16 protein-coding genes are annotated in these 16,010 nt (G+C 74.6%); 8 read left to right on the top strand and 8 right to left on the bottom strand.

Annotated elements, in window-relative coordinates:
• The first annotated feature begins 2 nt into the window (after positions 1-2).
• Positions 3-1,136, top strand: a complete 1,134-nt coding sequence (locus Q0963_RS04580) for a DUF418 domain-containing protein (protein ID WP_299443259.1) — start codon at positions 3-5, stop codon at positions 1,134-1,136.
• On the opposite strand, the gene Q0963_RS04585 is transcribed toward Q0963_RS04580, so the two are convergent.
• From Q0963_RS04585 to Q0963_RS04595, 3 genes are read right to left on the bottom strand one after another with little or no spacing between them, the layout of a single operon-like run.
• Positions 1,105-2,511, bottom strand: a complete 1,407-nt coding sequence (locus Q0963_RS04585; RefSeq protein WP_299443262.1) for a DUF1116 domain-containing protein — start codon at positions 2,509-2,511, stop codon at positions 1,105-1,107. The two genes, Q0963_RS04580 and Q0963_RS04585, sit on opposite strands and share 32 nt — an antisense overlap.
• A complete protein-coding gene (locus Q0963_RS04590) occupies positions 2,508-4,001 on the bottom strand; it encodes an FdrA family protein (protein ID WP_299443265.1) in 1,494 nt (497 codons plus the stop codon). Before Q0963_RS04590 ends, Q0963_RS04585 begins: the two co-directional genes overlap by 4 nt.
• Complete coding sequence (locus tag Q0963_RS04595; protein ID WP_299443268.1) at positions 3,998-4,840, bottom strand: DUF2877 domain-containing protein; 843 nt, start codon at positions 4,838-4,840, stop codon at positions 3,998-4,000. The genes Q0963_RS04590 and Q0963_RS04595 overlap by 4 nt, the downstream gene beginning before the upstream one ends.
• A gap of 76 nt (positions 4,841-4,916) precedes the next feature.
• Here Q0963_RS04595 and Q0963_RS04600 point away from each other — a divergent pair, with 76 nt between their 5' ends.
• Positions 4,917-6,221: a CdaR family transcriptional regulator gene (locus tag Q0963_RS04600; RefSeq protein ID WP_299443271.1), complete on the top strand. Its 1,305-nt coding sequence runs from the start codon at positions 4,917-4,919 to the stop codon at positions 6,219-6,221.
• Between the two features lie 245 nt (positions 6,222-6,466).
• On the opposite strand, the gene Q0963_RS04605 is transcribed toward Q0963_RS04600, so the two are convergent.
• The 5 genes from Q0963_RS04605 to Q0963_RS04625 all read right to left on the bottom strand — a co-directional run bounded on the left by Q0963_RS04605 (position 6,467) and on the right by Q0963_RS04625 (position 8,883).
• Positions 6,467-6,853, bottom strand: coding sequence for a hypothetical protein (locus Q0963_RS04605; protein WP_299443274.1), 387 nt, complete (start codon positions 6,851-6,853; stop codon positions 6,467-6,469).
• A gap of 45 nt (positions 6,854-6,898) precedes the next feature.
• Entirely contained in the window at positions 6,899-7,411 is a 513-nt protein-coding gene (locus Q0963_RS04610) for a 2'-5' RNA ligase family protein (RefSeq protein ID WP_299443277.1), read from the bottom strand.
• A gap of 39 nt (positions 7,412-7,450) precedes the next feature.
• A complete protein-coding gene (locus tag Q0963_RS04615; RefSeq protein ID WP_299443280.1) occupies positions 7,451-7,630 on the bottom strand; it encodes a hypothetical protein in 180 nt (59 codons plus the stop codon).
• Positions 7,631-7,717: 87 nt separating this feature from the next.
• Positions 7,718-7,966, bottom strand: a complete 249-nt coding sequence (locus Q0963_RS04620) for a hypothetical protein (RefSeq protein ID WP_299443282.1) — start codon at positions 7,964-7,966, stop codon at positions 7,718-7,720.
• The gene (locus tag Q0963_RS04625; protein WP_299443285.1) at positions 7,963-8,883 is read right to left on the bottom strand and encodes a sigma-70 family RNA polymerase sigma factor; all 921 of its coding nucleotides are present in this window, start codon (positions 8,881-8,883) and stop codon (positions 7,963-7,965) included. The genes Q0963_RS04620 and Q0963_RS04625 overlap by 4 nt, the downstream gene beginning before the upstream one ends.
• Before the next feature lie 212 nt (positions 8,884-9,095).
• On the opposite strand from Q0963_RS04625, the gene Q0963_RS04630 reads away from it, so the two are divergent.
• The 6 genes from Q0963_RS04630 to Q0963_RS04655 all read left to right on the top strand — a co-directional run bounded on the left by Q0963_RS04630 (position 9,096) and on the right by Q0963_RS04655 (position 16,000).
• Entirely contained in the window at positions 9,096-10,595 is a 1,500-nt protein-coding gene (locus Q0963_RS04630) for a uracil-xanthine permease family protein (protein ID WP_299443288.1), read from the top strand.
• Between the two features lie 102 nt (positions 10,596-10,697).
• Entirely contained in the window at positions 10,698-11,570 is an 873-nt protein-coding gene (locus Q0963_RS04635) for a xanthine dehydrogenase family protein subunit M (RefSeq protein ID WP_299443291.1), read from the top strand.
• Positions 11,567-12,070 (top strand): (2Fe-2S)-binding protein, encoded by a 504-nt coding sequence (locus tag Q0963_RS04640; protein ID WP_299443294.1) that lies wholly within the window; start codon positions 11,567-11,569, stop codon positions 12,068-12,070. Before Q0963_RS04635 ends, Q0963_RS04640 begins: the two co-directional genes overlap by 4 nt.
• Complete coding sequence (gene cutA / locus Q0963_RS04645) at positions 12,067-14,472, top strand: aerobic carbon-monoxide dehydrogenase large subunit (protein ID WP_299443297.1); 2,406 nt, start codon at positions 12,067-12,069, stop codon at positions 14,470-14,472. The genes Q0963_RS04640 and cutA overlap by 4 nt, the downstream gene beginning before the upstream one ends.
• Complete coding sequence (locus Q0963_RS04650) at positions 14,469-15,101, top strand: carbon monoxide dehydrogenase subunit G (RefSeq protein WP_299443300.1); 633 nt, start codon at positions 14,469-14,471, stop codon at positions 15,099-15,101. The genes cutA and Q0963_RS04650 overlap by 4 nt, the downstream gene beginning before the upstream one ends.
• Positions 15,101-16,000: a carbon-nitrogen hydrolase family protein gene (locus tag Q0963_RS04655; protein ID WP_299443304.1), complete on the top strand. Its 900-nt coding sequence runs from the start codon at positions 15,101-15,103 to the stop codon at positions 15,998-16,000. Before Q0963_RS04650 ends, Q0963_RS04655 begins: the two co-directional genes overlap by 1 nt.
• Positions 16,001-16,010: the final 10 nt, after the last annotated feature.

Here is a 16,010-nt window from a genome sequence, read left to right on the forward strand (position 1 = left end):
CCATGGCAACCGACGCGACCCCGACCGGCGGCCGGCACCGGTCACGCACCCGCCGCGGCCCGGCCCCCGCCGCGACCCGTCCCGGGTCCACGGGCCCCCGTCTCGAGGGGCTCGACGTCGCGCGCGGCCTGGCGGTGCTCTCGATGCTCGTCGCCCACCTCAGCCCCGTCGGGGGCGTGCTCGACGTCTCGGAGTACCTGACCGCCCCCCTGTTCGCCGTGACGATCGGGGTCGCCCTCGGGGTGCGGCTGTCCCGCGCCGATGTCGACCGGCGCCGGATCGTGGCCGACGACGTCCTGCGCGGAGTGCTGCTCGTGCTCGTCGGCGTGCTGCTGCAAGCGCTCTACGGCCAGATCGACGTCGTCCTGCCCTACCTCGGCGTGCTCGTCGTCGTCCTCGCGCCGCTCGCGCTGCTGCTCCGCCGCCTGCCGGTGCTCACGCTCGGGCTCGTCACGGCCGGCGCCGTCCTCGGCCCGCTCGTCACCGAGCGGCTCCGCGACCGGGTCGCCGCCGACCCGTCGGTCGCGGCCGGGGTGACCGGGGACCTCCTGCGCTGGGTCGCGACGGGCCCGAACTACCGGCTCGTCTCGTTCCTCCCGATGGCGCTGGCCGGGGTCGTCCTCGTGCTGCTCCTGCCCCGCCTCACCCGCTTGGCGCTCACGTCCGGCATCGCGGCCGTCCTGCTCGGCACGAGCGCGGTCATCCACCTGATCGGGCGGACCACCGAGGACGGTGCCGCGCCCTACTCCGGGACGACCGCCGAGGTCCTGGCCGCGACGTTCCTCGCGTGTGGCGCCGTCGTCGCATCCTTCGCCGTCGTGCTGCTCGTGCGCGGCCCGGCCCCCGGCCTCGCGCGCGCTCTCACCCCGGTCCTGGCGGTCGGGCGCCTCGCCTTCACCGCCTACACGGTGCAGATCCTCGTCCTCGCCGCCATCTCGCTCGCGCGCGGCGGAGCCGACGACGACACCTGGCCGGTCCTCGTCGGGACGACGGCGGTCGTCGTCGGCGTGTGCTGGGTGCTCGACCGCCGCGTCGGCACCGGCCCGCTCGAGGCCCTCGTCCGGGCCACCCGGATGCCGTCCCGCGGCCGCCACGGCGGGCCGCTCAGCGGACTGCGGCCTCCGCGAGCGCGGTGATCGCCGCCGTGAAGCACTGCTCCGGGGGCGTGACGAGCCCGGCGCCCACCTGACCGGTCCCTGCGACCCGTCCGGCCATCCCGGTGTTGATCTGCGGGAGCTCGCCGGTGCGCACCACGGCCGTCACGTCGATCCCCACCGGCGTGCCCCGGAAGCCGAGGATCGGCACCTGGTACATGGGGTGCTCCCCCACCGTGACCTCGTACATCCGCCGGGTCGCGGCGAGCGCGAAGGGGACGTCGCCGCCGACGAACTTGACGATCGCGGGCGCGGCCGCCATCGCGAGCCCGCCGATGCCGCCGGTCTCGGTGATGGCCGAGTCGCCGATGTCGGGGTTGGCGTCCTCCGGGCCGAAGTCCCCGAGGAACAAGCCTTCCGGGGTGTTCGCCGGGCCGGTGAACCAGGCGTCGCCGGTGCCCGAGACGCGGATGCCGAAGTCGGTGCCGTTGCGCGCCATCGTCGTGACGACGGTGGAGCCCGCGATGCCCTCGGCGGCCCGGGTCGCGAGCTTGCACGCCGGCATCCCGAGGTTGAGGAAGAAGTGCTCGTTGGCGCCGGAGAAGCGCACGGCCTCGGCCACGTCGGTCGCGGGCGCGTCGGTGGTGATCATCCCCGGCAGCAGCTCGCGCAGCAGCATGAGCGACCCCGCCCGGTTCCGGTTGTGCCCCTCGTCGCCCATCTGGAGCATCTGCGCGATGATCGCCCGGATGTCGACGGGCCCGACGGACCGCACCGCCTGCTGCAGGATCGGCCCGAGGACCTCGCCCATCCACCGCAGCCGGTCGATGACCTCCGGCCCGTACGCGCCGTACCGCAGGACCTTGCCGAGGCCCTCGTTGAGCGAGCACCACGAGTCGTTCCCGTGCACCTCGTCGCGCAGGACGTAGACCCACATCGACGGGCTGACGACCCCGGCCATCGGGCCGACGCCACCGCGGTGGTGGCACGGCTCGAGGTCGAAGGCCCCGGCGGCCAGGTGCCGCTCGGCCTCCTCGGCGGTGTCGGCGAGGCCCTCGAGCAGGACGGCGCCGACGAGCGCGCCGCGCATCGGGCCCGACGCCCGCTCCCACGTGACCGGCGGCCCCGCGTGCAGGAACGTCCCCCGCTCGAGCCCGAGCGCCTCCGACGCCGGGAGGACGTCGACGAGGACCGCCTCGGCGGCGGTCATCCGGGCCACCGCCTCGGCGTTGGCGGCGACCCGGCGCGGGTCGGCCATGACCGCGGCGAGCGCGGCCTCGGTGCCGGGCAGCGGCGGGTGCCAGCCGGCGTCCACGACGGGGACCGCCTGGTCGCGCAGGGCGTCGGCGAACAGGGCGACGCCCGCGGTGGCGACGACGGGGTCGGCGGCCAGCAGACCGCGCAGCGGGGCGCTCATCGGGCACCTCCGAGCAGGGCGACGGCGTGCCGGGTCGCCGCCGCGTTGGACAGGAACACCGACGCCCCGGCGGCGGCGAGGACGCGGGCGCACTCGGCCCGGTCCTGTGGGTCGGCCTCGGTGCCCGTGAGCGAGACGACGACCGGGAGCCGTCGCCCGGCGGCCGACGCCCGGTCCCGCGCGTCCCGGATCGCGTCGGCGAGCTCGCCGGCGGGGTCGGGGTGGGCGCCGTGGCCGAGCACGAGGTCGAGCAGCAGGACGCCGCAGGTGGGGTCCGTGGCCTCGGCGGCGATGCGCTCCATCCGCAGCGTCGGGTCGATCATCGGGTGCGCCCGCCCGCGGGTGAGCTCATCGGCGCCGAAGTCGACGACGACGTGGCCGTCGTGGCGCAGGTCCGGCCCGAGCGCGAGACCGGGGTCGTGGCCGAGGTTGGTGCGGACCTCGCCGAGCGTCTCGGCCGCGACGAGCATCGTCTCCTCGGCGAGGGTGCCCCCGCAGAAGAGGCCGCGCAGGGACGGCCCCTGCGGGCCGGCGGCGTCGGCGTCCACCGTCGTCGCGGGCCAGGCCGGGACGTCGACGCCCTCGGCGGCCAGGGCGGCCTCGACGGCAGCGGTGAGGTCGGCCCGCCCGGCGCCGAGGATGGCCCAGTGGACCCGCAGGCCGAGCCCCGAGGCCTGGTGCTCGACCGACGCGAGCACGTCGGCGTCCGGCGGCTTGGACACGACGACCACCCACCCGGTGGCGGGGTCCTCGGCGAGTGCGCGCAACGCCTGGCGGGTGGACCGGCCGGCCACCGCGGCCGTGAGGTCGCGCCCGCCGACCCCGAGGCAGTGGCTCACGCCGACGCCGGCGGCGTCGAGCAGGCACATGACCTGCTGGGCCCCGGTGCCCGACGCCGCGACGATGCCGACGGGACCGGCGCGCACGACGTTGGCGAAGCCCAGCGCGACGCCCCCGACGAGAGCGGTGCCGCAGTCCGGACCCATGACGAGGACGTCGGCCGCGGCGGCGGCGTCCTTGAGCCGCACCTCGTCCTCGACGGCGACGTTGTCGGAGAAGAGCATCACCGAGGCGCCGGCGGCGATCGCGTCGTAGGTCTCGGTGACGGCGTGCGCCCCGGGGACCGAGACCAGGGCGAGCGTCGCGCCCGACCGGCGGACCGCCGACCCGAGGGTGGCGGGCGGGACCTCGTCGGCCGCGCCGGTGCCGGCGGAGCTCTGCGAGATGGCGCGCAGGGCGTCCTCGACGGCCGCCAGACCCGCCGCGAGGCCGCTGTCGTCGTCGGCTCGAAGCGCGACGACGAGGTCGTTGGGTGCCGCTGCACCGGGCACCGCGAAGCCCATGCCCGTGAGGACCTCGACGTTGAGCTCGGTGGCCATCGCGACCTGCGCCGCCTGCACGCCCGCGGTGCCCGCGACCGCCCGGGACACCTGCAGGAGGCTCACCGAGTCGTGGTAGGCGCCGCGGCGGAGCTCGACGTGGACGGTCATACGGCGACCCTTTCGGAGGAGGTGAGGGCCTCGAAGGCGGCGGACACCCCGGCGACGAGGTCACGCCCCGAGGTGTGCCCGATGGCCAGCACGGCCGGCAACGCTGAGCGGGCCCGGGCGGCGTCACCCCGCCCGACGGCGGTCACGAGGTCGACGACCTCGCCGGTGGCGAACCCGTCAGCGGCGGCCTGGAGGAGAGCGGCCGAGACGGCCGTCGTGGCCCATGCCCGGGCGCGGACCGCGTCGAGAAGCGGGTCCGGCGCACCCGGGCGCGGCCCCCGGCCGAGGGAGCGGCGCACGAGCAGTGCCCCGGCGAGCGCGTCGTCGCCGCTCGGGGTGAGCCCGGGCCCGCGCCCGACGAGGGCCGTCACCGCCTCCCGGGGGTCGGCGTCCCGCACGGCACGGGCGACCCCGGCGGTGAGCCAGTCGTCGCCGCCCGCGAGCGGGGCCCGGAGCACGGTGCAGACGTGAGCCAGGTCGCCCCGGTCCGTGGCACAGGTAGCGGGCACGCGGGCCGGACGCCACGTCCGCACGCCGCGCACGACGACGGTGGGCAGGCGGATGGCCCCGGCACCGACGACGGCGATGTCCCCGGGCCGGGCCCCGAGCCGCACCTCCCCGGAGGGCTGCCCGAGCCGCACGGCGCCGGGCAGCGCGAAGGCGTCGCTGGTGAGGACGGGCAGGACGCGGTCGCCGACACCCAGATACACGCCGGCCCGCGACGCGGCGAGGACGACGGCGGTGTGCCGTGGCCCCCGGACGAGGTCGGCGGTGAGCGGCGAGAGCGCCCCCGGCAGCACCGGCGGCCCACACGCCGGGGCGGGTGCGGGCGAGGACATACGTCGACGCTAGTGACGCCGTTACAGTGGCCTGATGGTGAGAGTTGCCAACGATGGCGATGCCGACACACAGACCTTGACAGCCGACGAGGCCGAGGTGGTTCGGCTGACCGCGGTCGTGGAGCAGCAGCGCGCCCTCCTCGAGCGCGAGGACGAGGTGCACCGGGTCCTCGTGCGGGTCGTCCTCGACGGCGGCGGCCTGCCCGAGATCGCCGGAGCGGTCGCCGGGTTCTTCGGTGGCGCGGCGGTCGTGACGACCACCGACGGGCGAGTCCTCGCCCAGGCCGGGTCCCTGCCCGGCCACGCCTCGCCGACCGAGCTGGACTGCTTCGACCGCACCGGGCGGCTCGTCGTCGAGCACGAGCCGGTGGGGCGGCGCGGCCCGGGCGGCGCCGCGGACCCGGCACGGGCCTTCGTGCGGATCGTCGCCGGCTCGGCCGACCTCGGGGTCCTCGGCGCCTTCTCCCCCGACCGCCCGCTGGGAGCCCCGGACGTCCACATGCTCGAACGGGCCGCCACCGTCGCGGCACTCGCCGTGACGAAGGAGCAGGCGGTGGCCGCCGTCGAGGGCAAGTACCGCGCCGAGTTCCTCCGTGACGCTCTCGCCGGGCGCGCCGGCGACGCGCACGACGCCGCCTCGCACGCCACGTCGCTCGGCTGGGACATCGACCGGCCCCTCGTCGTCGTCGTCGCCGAGACCGACGAGAACGACGCCGAGTCCACGCGCACCACCGCCGAGGTCCGTGACCTGCAGGACCGGTTCGCCCGGGCGTGGACCCAGGCGGTGCGCTCCCGCGACCCCTCGGTGGCCGTCGCCGGGTTCAGCCAGGAGGTCGTCGTGCTGCTCCCGGTCCCCGAGGACGCCGACGCCGACGCCGTGCTGCGGCCGGTGGGCGACCTCGTCCGCGTCGTCCGCGGCGACGGCGGCGGGGGCCGTCGCACCTTCACCGCCGGGGTGTCCCGGCTCGTCACCTCCGCCGCCGACCTGCCGCGCGCCTACGACGAGGCGTTGACGGCGGTGCACGTGGGCCGGCAGGTGGACGGCGGCTCGGGCCTGGCGCACTTCGACCAGCTCGGCATCTACCGGCTGCTCGCGCTCGTGCCGGACTCCGCGGACCTGCGGCGGTTCGTCACCGAGAGCCTGGGCGAGCTCGCGATCGACGACGTGCCCGAGCACGCGGACCTGCGGCACACCCTGTCGGTGCTCATCGACACCAACCTCAACGTCGCCGAGACCGCACGCCGCCTGTTCTTCCACTACAACACGCTGCGCTACCGCATCGCCAAGCTCGAGCGGATGCTCGGCCCCTTCACGACCGACCCCCAGCTGCGGCTCACCCTGGCGCTGGCCCTGCGGGTGCACCGGATGAAGGGCATCTGAGGGGGCGCCCCGGTGCCGGGGTTGTCGGCGTGGTCCGGGGATACGTGGCCGTCCTGCGCCGACAACCCCGTCCGGGCCATCGATCAGCCGTCGTCAGGGTCGGACAACGCCCGACCTGCGGCAGGAACGGCGACCCCGCCGGTGCGGTGAAGCGGGGTCCTGGCACCGGTCAACTGCACCGCTGATCTCGACGAGCGTCTCTGCGCTGCAAGGACGGGCCCCAGCCACACACCCCGTGAACGCGGTCAGCCCCGGAGCGCGGCCGCGAACCCGTCGACGTCGGCGACGGTGAACGTCGCCCCCGGGTGAAGCAGCCGGCCGCTGCGGTCCAGGGCCTGCACCGGCTCGTGGAAGCGCACGCACACCCCGCGGTCGCCGTTCGTCGCGAAGGTCACGCCCTTGTCGGTGAGCGACAGGTGCGCCGGACCCGCGGTCTTGAGGAACCCGTAGCCGCCGGAGACGGACACCTCGGCCACGTTGTCGAGCGGGGTGTCGAGGCGCCACGGCCCGAACCGGGCGCGCAGCCTCCCGTCGCCCACCTCGACCCAGGCGCGGCCCGGCGTGACGCCGAACGGGAGCCCGGCCGCCCGGTAGCGGGGGTCGAAGGCGAAGTCGAAGCGCTGGGTCGTCATGCCCCCGACGCTACGCGGCGGCCGAACGCGGCGGGGGCGCGGGCCTCAGCCGTCGAGCGGCTCGTCGAGCCGGGCGTCGGAGTCCCAGTGCCGAGCGCGGTCCAGGGCGGCCTCGCGCTCGGGGGCCTGCGCGAGGAGCGCCAGCGCCTCGGCGACCTGGCCGCCTGCCAGCCGGCGCCCGAGGGTGACGTGCGGGGTCCACCGGTCCGGGACGAGCAGATCCGAGGCAAGCGGTGGCAGCCGGTGGACGAGGTCGCGGTGCAGCGCGAGCAGCGCGCCGGTGGCGACGACGAGGCGGGCCAGGACGTAGGGGTCCCGGCCGAACACGACGGGCGCGCCGAGCCGGACCGGCAGCGGCAGGACGGCCAGGGGGGCGAGCACGTCCTGGCGGGCGCCGACGACGGGCCAGTCCTTGGTCATCGCCAGGGTGACGTGGGGCCGGTTGGACGTGCTGCGGTGCTGCGCCTGGCTCGGCAGCCCGGCCTCGTCGAGCAGCCGCCACTGGTCGCGGACCGCCGCGTCGGTGTCGGGGTCCAGGAGCAGCTCGACATGGTGCACCCGGACATCGTGCCCGACAGACGGACCGCGGCGCCGGGCTCAGAAGCCGGCGCCCGTGCCCCCGCTGTCGTGGTGCCGCGACATCTCGACACCGAACATGTGCTCACCGTTGCCCGCGACCCGCATCGTGTCGCGGTCGGAGGCGTGCGTCCCCCGCCGGTGCGCGACGACGATCGCCGCGACGACGACGACGAGCGCGCCGATGATCAGCCACCACATCGCGACACCTCCTTCGAGCCGTCGACCCATTGTCACCCGCAACGGGATGGGGTGTCCATCCTGAGGCCACGGGAGGCCCCGGGCCGGTCAGCGGTGGGGCGGGTCGTCGGGGAGCGCGGCGAACGCCTTCTTCGTGGCCCGGTACCAGCCCATCCCCTTGACAGGGTTCCGCCATCGGCCCTTCATCTCGTCGTGCGCCTGCTGGTGCGCCGTGTCCCCGGCTCGCACCTGGTCCTCGAGGTGGCGGTCCTGGGCCTTGATGACGTCATCGGCGCTCGCACCCGGCAGCTCGTGGTCGCACGGGCCGCCGAGCTGCCGGCAGGTCATGGTCTTCATCGGGTCTCCTTCGGTCGGGGTAGGGGTCGGGGTGGCGCCGTGGCGCCGGGCCGCCGCACGACCCGGGCGAGCACGCCCGGGTCGGCACGGAAGACGATGCCGCTGACGACGCCGTCCTCGACGGTGATGTCGAAGAGCACCCGGGCCTCGCCTCGGTGGTACCAGGCGGCGCCGGGCCGGTCGCCGACGAGCACGGGGAGGGCCGCCTTCGCCGCACCGTCGAACATCGCGGCCACCGCCTGGCGCCCTTCGAGCCGCTCGGGCGTCCCGGTGGCGACCGCGGCCGCGTCCGCGGTGACGACGACATCCGGAGCGAGCAGGGCGAGGAGCCGGCGGAGGTCCCCGCCGCGGGCCGCGGCGAGGAAGGCGTCGACGACCTCCCAGTCGGCCGGTGCGCCCTCGGTGGAGGCGGCACGGACCTTGGCTCGCGCCCGCGAGGCCAGCTTGCGGGCGGCGGCCGGGGACGTGTCGAGCGTCGCGGCGACCGTGGCGAACTCGACCCCGAAGGTGTCATGGAGGACGAAGGCGACCCGCTCGCCCGGGGTCAGCCGGTCGAGCACCACCTGGAGGGCGACGCTCACGGTGTCGGCGAGGGCGACCCGGTCGGCGGGGTCCGGCACCGCGTGCAGCGTCGGTCCGCCGGCCGCGAGGACCTCGGTCGGCTCCGTCGGGACCGGCGTCCGGGCCCGGAGCCGGTCGAGGCACAGCCGGGTCACCACCGTCGTCAGCCAGCCCGCCAGGTTCTCGATGTCACCGTCGGCGTGGTGCAGGCGGAGCCACGACTGCTGGACGACGTCCTCCGCCTCCGCAGGGTCGCCGAGGACGCCGCCCGCGATGCGCAGCAGCCGCGGCCGTTCGGCCTCGAACCGTTCGATCCCGTCCATGGTGCGCACCCCTCCGTCGACGAAGCCTGCCACCGTGGTGACGATCGCCGAGGGGGAGATGTGACGGCCCGGTGTCCGCGACGGGTCGCGCGGCCTCACCGCGACGGCACTGTGCCAACGGTCCGGGCCTTCGGCTGTCAACCATTGCTGAGGGTGTCGCCGGACAGCGTCACTAGGTTCCCGGTATCACGGTCCCTGTGAGCCGCGCCGGAGTGGGCGCGGACCCGGCTGGAAGAGGTCACCGCATGCCCCTCGGACTCGGTTGGACAGTCAAGGGCGACGGCTCGTCGCTCGCGCCCGGGGAGGTCGTCGCCCCCGACGAGCGTCTCTCGTGGGGCCGCACCGTCGGTCTCGGCGCCCAGCACGTCGTCGCGATGTTCGGCGCGACGTTCGTGTTCCCGCTCATCATGGGCCTGAACCCCCAGCTCGCGATCATGATGAGCGGCATCGCGACCATCGCGTTCCTCCTCATCGTCTCGGGGAAGGTCCCCAGCTACCTCGGCACCTCGGCGTCCTTCGTCGGTGGCGTCGCGGCCATCCGGGCCCAGGGCGGGGACTCCCCGACCGTCACGGGCGCGATCCTCGTCGCGGGTCTCGTCCTCGCGGCGGTCGGCGTCGCCATCCACTTCCTCGGCTCCTCGGTCCTGCACAAGGTTCTGCCCCCGGTCGTCACGGGCGCGGTCGTCATGCTCATCGGCTTCAACCTCGCACCGGTCGTCGCGGGCATCTACTGGCCGCAGGACCAGTGGGTCGCCATCCTCACGATGCTGTTCACGATCGTGTGCGCGGTGGCCTTCCGCGGCTTCGTCAGCCGGATCGCGATCTTCCTCGCCCTGATCTTCGGGACGGCGCTGTCCTGGTTCTTCGACGCGACGCTGGGCCAGATCAACTCCGTCCTCGGCGGGGCGACCGAGGCCACCGACCACTACCGCTGGGACACCTCGGGCATCGGCGACGCGGCGTGGTTCGGCTTCCCGAGCCAGACGATGATCGCCGCGGACGGCCAGGAGGTCGTCGGCTGGCACACCCCCAGCTTCTCGGTCGCGGCCGTCCTCCTCGTCCTGCCGGCCGTCATCGCCCTGATCGCCGAGAACACCGGTCACGTCAAGGCGGTCGCCGAGATGACCGGGCACGACCTCGACCCCGTCATGGGCCGGGCCATCGCGGCCGACGGCGTCGGCACCGTCCTCGCCTCCTCGGTCGGCGGCTCCCCGACGACGACGTACGCCGAGAACATCGGCGTCATGGCCGCCACCCGGGTCTACTCGACCGCGGCGTACTACGTCGCCGCGGCCGTCGCGGTCGTCTTCGGCCTCTCGCCCAAGTTCGGGGCGCTCGTGGCCTCGGTCCCCGGCGGCGTCCTCGGGGGCATCACCGTCGTCCTCTACGGGATGATCGGCCTGCTCGGCGCGAAGATCTGGAAGGAGAACGGGGTCGACTTCGGCAACCCGATCAACCTCGTGCCCGTCGCCGCCGGCATCATCATCGGCATCGGCAACGTCTCGCTCGACATCAGCGCGGACTTCTCGCTCACCGGCATCGCCCTCGGCACCATCGTGACGATCGCCGGCTGGCACCTCGCTCGGGCCATCGCTCCCCCCGAGATGCGCGCCGGGGCCGACGGCACCGCGATGGCGATCGGCGACCACATGTACGGCGACTCCGACGGCGTCGACGACCTCCGCCAGGAGGGCTACCCCGGCTCGCCCGGCGAGCGCGACCCGGGCCGCGACCGCCGGCCCTGACCCAGCACCGTTCGCCCCGCCCGGCGCCATCGTCGGGCGGGGCGAACCGTTTTCGTCACGTTCCCTTCCGCGACCGACCCTTCGAGAGGCAGGATCGAACAGGTGAAGCCCGCTCCGTTCGTCCATCACGCACCGCGGACCGTCGACGAGGCCGTCTCGGTGCTCGGCGAGGTCGGCCACGACGGGAAGGTCCTCGCGGGCGGGCAGAGCCTCATCCCCGTCCTCAACATGCGGCTGGCCTCGCCCGGCCACCTCGTCGACATCAACGGGGTCGCGGGTCTCGGCGCGGTCGACATCACCCCCGAGCACGTCCGCGTCGGGGCGCTCGTCCGGCACGCCGGGCTGGAGCGCCATGGCGGGGCCGCGGCTGCTCTGCCGCTGCTCCGCCAGGCCGTCCGGAACGTGGCCCATCCCGCGATCCGCACCCGCGGCACGACCGTCGGCTCCATCGCGCACGCCGACCCGGCCGGCGAGATGCCCTCGGTCGCGGTCCTCACCGGCGCGACCGTCGAGGTGGTCGGCCCCTCGGGGCCGCGCGAGATCCCCGCCGCGGACTTCTTCACCGGGCCGCTCGAGACCACCCTCGCCCCCGACGAGCTCGTCGTCGCGGTCCGCTTCGGCCGTCTCCCGGCGGGCACCCGCACATGGTTCACGGAGTCGGCCCGCCGGTCCGGCGACTACGCCCTCGCCGGGGTCGCCCTCGTCGTGACGCTCGACGGCGACGCGGTGGCCGCGGCCCGCGCGTCGTTCGTGTCGGTGACCCCCGTCCCGGACGTCCTCGACCTCACCGACCTCCTCGCCGGGCGCACCGTCGGCGACCTGCCCCTCGACGCGGTCGCCGAGGCCGTGCGGGCCCACGTCGACCCCGAGTCCGACATCCACGCGAGCGCCGACTACCGCCGGATGCTCGCGGCCGAGCTGACCCGGCGCGCGCTTGCCGCGTGCACGACCGACCACACGGAGGGTGCCGCATGAGCGAGCCGGCCACCGAGCAGATGCTCGACATCACGCTGCGGGTCAACGGCGTGCACCGCACGGCGGCGGCTCCGGCGCGACGGCTGCTGTCGGACTTCCTCCGCCACGACCTCGGGCTCACCGGCACCCACGTCGGCTGCGAGCACGGGGTCTGCGGCGCGTGCACCGTCCTCGTCGACGGCGAGCCCGCCCGGGCCTGCCTGATGTTCGCGGTCACCGCCCAGCCGCACGACATCACGACCGTGGAGGGCATCGGCAACGACCCGGATGCGCTGAGCCCGGTCCAGCAGGCCTTCACCCAGTGCCACGCCCTGCAGTGCGGCTTCTGCACACCGGGGTTCGTCACGACGATCAGCGCGTACCTCGAGGACCATCCCGACCCGACGCCGGAGGAGGCCCGCGAGGCCATCTCGGGCAACCTGTGCCGCTGCACCGGCTACCAGAACATCGTCAAGGCCGTCGTCCGGGCCGCCGAGATCCGGCGGGGTGAGGCGACGTGAGCACCCGGCAGTTCGGCGAGCGGGTGCAGCGCCGCGAGGACCCCCGCCTCCTCACCGGCAACGGCCGCTACGTCGACGACCTCGGCCGGGGCGCCCTGCACGCCGCCTTCGTCCGCAGCCCGCACGCGCACGCCCGGATCACCGACATCGACATCGCCGACGCGTGGGAGCTCGCGGGGGTCGAGGCGATCTACACGTGGGAGGACCTCGACGGCCGCGTCGCCGACCCCCTGCCGGTCCTCATCCCGCACCCCGCGATGACGCACGCCCGCACGGGCCACTGCCTCGCGAAGGACGCGGTCAACCACGTCGGCGAGGCCGTCGTCATGGTCGTCGCCCGCGACCGGTACGTCGCCGAGGACGCCTGCGCCCGCATCACCGTGACCTACGAGAGCCTCCCCGCCGTCGTCGGGGTCGACCGCGCCCGGGAGGGCGCCCACCTCGTCCACGACGACGTCCCCGGCAACGTCGCGGCGAACCTGCGCCAGGAGGTGGGCGACGTCGACGCCGCCCTCGCCGCGGCCCCGAACACCCTGACCCTCGAGCTCGCCATCGAGCGCAGCGCGTGCATGCCGATGGAGGGCAAGGGCGTCTATGCCCGCTGGGACGCCGACGAGGGGTCCCTGCGCCTGTTCTCCTCGACCCAGACGAGCACGGGGGTCCGCGCCGCCGTCGCCGCCAAGCTCGGGATGCCGCTGGCCAAGGTCGAGGTCGTCACCCCCGACGTCGGCGGCGGCTTCGGGGTCAAGATCGTGCACCCCTGGCCCGAGGAGGTGCTCGTCCCGTGGGCGGCCCGGGCCCTGGGCCGGGACGTCAAGTGGACCGAGGACCGCCGCGAGCACTTCGTGTCCAGCGCCCACGAGCGCGGCCAGCTCCAGGAGGTGACGGTCGGGTTCGACGACGACGGCCGGCTGCTGGCCCTCGACGTCCGCTTCTGGCACGACAACGGCGCCTACACCCCGTACGGGATCATCGTCCCGATCATCACGGCCACCCAGCTGCTCGGCCCGTACAAGCCCGGCGCCTACCGGGTCGAGTTCTGGTCGCTCTACACGAACACCGTCATCGTGACGCCGTACCGGGGGGCGGGCCGGCCGCAGGGCTGCTACGCGATGGAGCGGACGATGGACGCCATCGCGGCCCACCTCGGCCTCGACCGCGCCGAGGTGCGCAGCCGCAACTTCATCCAGCCCGACGAGATGCCCTACGACCAGGGCCTGATGTTCCAGGACGGCCGGCCGCTCAAGTACGACTCCGGCGACTTCCCCGCCTCGCTCGCCAAGCTCAAGGACCTCGTCGGCTGGGACGACTTCGCCGCCTACCGCGCCCAGGCCGAGCGCGAGGGCCGGCGGGTCGGGCTGGGCATCGGGTGCTACGTCGAGGGCACCGGCGTCGGCCCGTACGAGGGCGGGCACGTCCAGGTCGAGACGAGCGGGCGGGTCAACGTCGCCACCGGCCTCACGACCCAGGGGCAGGGCCACCAGACGATCCTCGCCCAGATCGTCGCCGACGAGCTCGGCGTGCCGATCGAGGACGTGCACGTGACGACCGGCGACACCCGCCGGATGGCGTACGCCGTCGGCACCTTCGCGTCGCGGGGCGCCGTCATGTCGGGCAACGCGGTGGCCCTGGCGTCCCGGGTGGTCCGCGCCAAGGCGCTGCGGATCGCCGCCGAGGCGCTCGAGGTGTCGGCGGACGACCTCGAGATCAGTGACGGCGTCATCTCGGTCAAGGGCGCGCCGGGGACCTCGATCGACCTCAAGACCGTTGCGGTGCTGTCGAACCCGCTCCGGTACGCGTTCGACACCTCGGCCCAGGCCGCAACGCAGTTCGCCGGCACCTTCGACCCCGACAAGCCGCCCGTCGCCGACGACGACGAGCCCGGCCTCGAGGGCCAGGACTTCTACTCCCCCACCCAGGCGACCTTCGCCAACGGGATGCACGCCGCGATCGTCGAGACCGACCCGGTGACGGCCGAGATCCGCATCCTGCGCTACTGCGTCGTGCACGACTGCGGCGTCATGGTCAATCCGCTGATCGTCGAGGGCCAGGTCCACGGCGGCGTCGCCCAGGGAGTGGGCGGCGCGCTCTACGAGCGGATGGTCTACGACGAGGGCGGGCAGCTGCTCAACGCGTCGTTCATGGACTTCCTCATCCCCTACGCCTCGGAGGTCCCGACGGTCGAGACCGACCACCTCGAGACCCCCTCCCCCCTCAACCCGCTCGGCATCAAGGGCGCCGGCGAGGCGGGCACGATCCCGGTGTCGGCGGTCATCGCCTCCGCCATCGAGGACGCCGAGGGCCTGACCATCCGCTCGATGCCGATCAGCCCCGCCGAGCTGTGGGAGCTGCGGCGGCAGCACTCCCCCGACCCCGTCACCGCCCAGGAAGGCCCGCGATGAAGCTCACCGGCACCTCGACCCTCGAGGCGACCCCCGCGCAGGTGTGGTCCGCGATCCTCGACCCGGCCATCCTCGCCCGGTGCATCCCCGGGTGTGAGGCGCTGACGACGGTCGGCGAGGACCGGTACGCGATGACCGTCACCGCCGGGGTCGCCGCGATCAAGGGCACCTACACCGGCGAGGTCGCCCTCACCGACATGGACGAGCCGTCGTCGCTGACGCTGCGCGCCAGCGGGTCCGGCGCCCCCGGCACCATCGACGCCGACGTCCGGGTCCGGCTCGAGCCGTCCGCCTCCGGCGGCACCGACCTCGCCTACGACGCCGACGCGACCGTGGGCGGGACCATCGGCGGGGTGGGCCAGCGGATGCTCGCCGGTGTCACCCGGAAGATGGCGACCCAGTTCTTCACCGCCCTCGACGACGACATCGCCGGGCGTCGCGTCCCCGTCGCGCCGGTCCCGGGGGTCCCGGTCCCGGCGGGCACTCCCGCCGTCGGCGAGACGTTCACCGGACGAGCGGCCGCCGCCCCCGCTGCTTCGACGCGCGACCTCGTCGTCGCCGCCCTGGCCGGCGGTCTACTCGCCCTCGCCGGCGTCGCCCTCGGCGCCCGGATCGCCAGGAGGCGCTGATGCGCGCGTTCACCGCCGCCGCCGTGCAGGTGGCCCCCGTTCCCGGCCCGCTGACCGCCGAGTCCGTCACGGCGAACATCACCAGGTGCGTCGAGATCACCCGGCGCTGCGTCGAGGACACCGCCGCCGAGCTCGTCGTCCTGCCCGAGTCGTGCACCACCGGCTTCACCCCCGGCTGCCCGACCGAGGAGCTGTGGGAGCTGGTCTCCGAGGTCCCCGGCCCCGTCACCCAGCGGCTGTGCGACGTCGCCGCCGAGCTGGGGGTCCACCTGGTCGCCGGCACCTACGAGCGCGGCCCCACCCCCGACATCGTCTACAACAGCTCGGTTCTCATCGACCCCGTGGGCGTCATCCGGGGCATCTACCGCAAGACGCACCCGTTCTGCTCCGAGGCCGTCGCCGGCGGTGGCTGGGTCACCCCGGGCGACACCGTCACCGTCGTCGACACCGAGCTCGGCCGGATCGGGATGATCGTCTGCTTCGACGGCGACTACCCCGAGCTCTCTCGCATCCAGGCGGTCCGCGGAGCCGAAGTCATCGCCCGCCCGTCGGCGCTGCTCCGATCGGCCGACATCTGGGAGCTCACCTCACGCGCCCGCGCCTACGACAACCACGTGTACGTCGTCGGCGCCAACGCCACCGGCACCGACGCCGCAGGGGTCCACTACTTCGGCAACAGCCACATCGTCACCCCGCTCGGGCACATCGTCGCCAAGGCCGCATCCCACGAGGGCTGGGTCTCGGCGCGCCTCGACCCGGCCGAGGCCCTCGCGTCGCTGACCCCGGGGTCGAACATCGGCCAGGGCTTCGACCACCTGCGGGACCGCAACCTCGACCTCATCCGCAACCACCGTGCGGACCTCGAGGCACCGGCCAAGACGACCTTCCCGCACGGCTGAGCAGGAGCCG

The organism is uncultured Phycicoccus sp. (assembly GCF_947495705.1).
GTDB lineage: Bacteria > Actinomycetota > Actinomycetes > Actinomycetales > Dermatophilaceae > Phycicoccus.

Excerpts from the sequence above, each read along its gene's own strand:
- Q0963_RS04580 (WP_299443259.1), top strand. The coding sequence starts at position 3 with ATGGCAACCGACGCGACCCCGACCGGCGGCCGGCACCGGTCACGCACC.
- Q0963_RS04585 (WP_299443262.1), bottom strand. The coding sequence starts at position 2,511 with ATGAGCGCCCCGCTGCGCGGTCTGCTGGCCGCCGACCCCGTCGTCGCC.
- Q0963_RS04590 (WP_299443265.1), bottom strand. The coding sequence starts at position 4,001 with ATGACCGTCCACGTCGAGCTCCGCCGCGGCGCCTACCACGACTCGGTG.
- Q0963_RS04595 (WP_299443268.1), bottom strand. The coding sequence starts at position 4,840 with ATGTCCTCGCCCGCACCCGCCCCGGCGTGTGGGCCGCCGGTGCTGCCG.
- Q0963_RS04605 (WP_299443274.1), bottom strand. The coding sequence starts at position 6,853 with ATGACGACCCAGCGCTTCGACTTCGCCTTCGACCCCCGCTACCGGGCG.
- Q0963_RS04615 (WP_299443280.1), bottom strand. The coding sequence starts at position 7,630 with ATGTGGTGGCTGATCATCGGCGCGCTCGTCGTCGTCGTCGCGGCGATC.
- Q0963_RS04620 (WP_299443282.1), bottom strand. The coding sequence starts at position 7,966 with ATGAAGACCATGACCTGCCGGCAGCTCGGCGGCCCGTGCGACCACGAG.
- Q0963_RS04630 (WP_299443288.1), top strand. The coding sequence starts at position 9,096 with ATGCCCCTCGGACTCGGTTGGACAGTCAAGGGCGACGGCTCGTCGCTC.
- Q0963_RS04640 (WP_299443294.1), top strand. The coding sequence starts at position 11,567 with ATGAGCGAGCCGGCCACCGAGCAGATGCTCGACATCACGCTGCGGGTC.
- Q0963_RS04650 (WP_299443300.1), top strand. The coding sequence starts at position 14,469 with ATGAAGCTCACCGGCACCTCGACCCTCGAGGCGACCCCCGCGCAGGTG.
- Q0963_RS04655 (WP_299443304.1), top strand. The coding sequence starts at position 15,101 with ATGCGCGCGTTCACCGCCGCCGCCGTGCAGGTGGCCCCCGTTCCCGGC.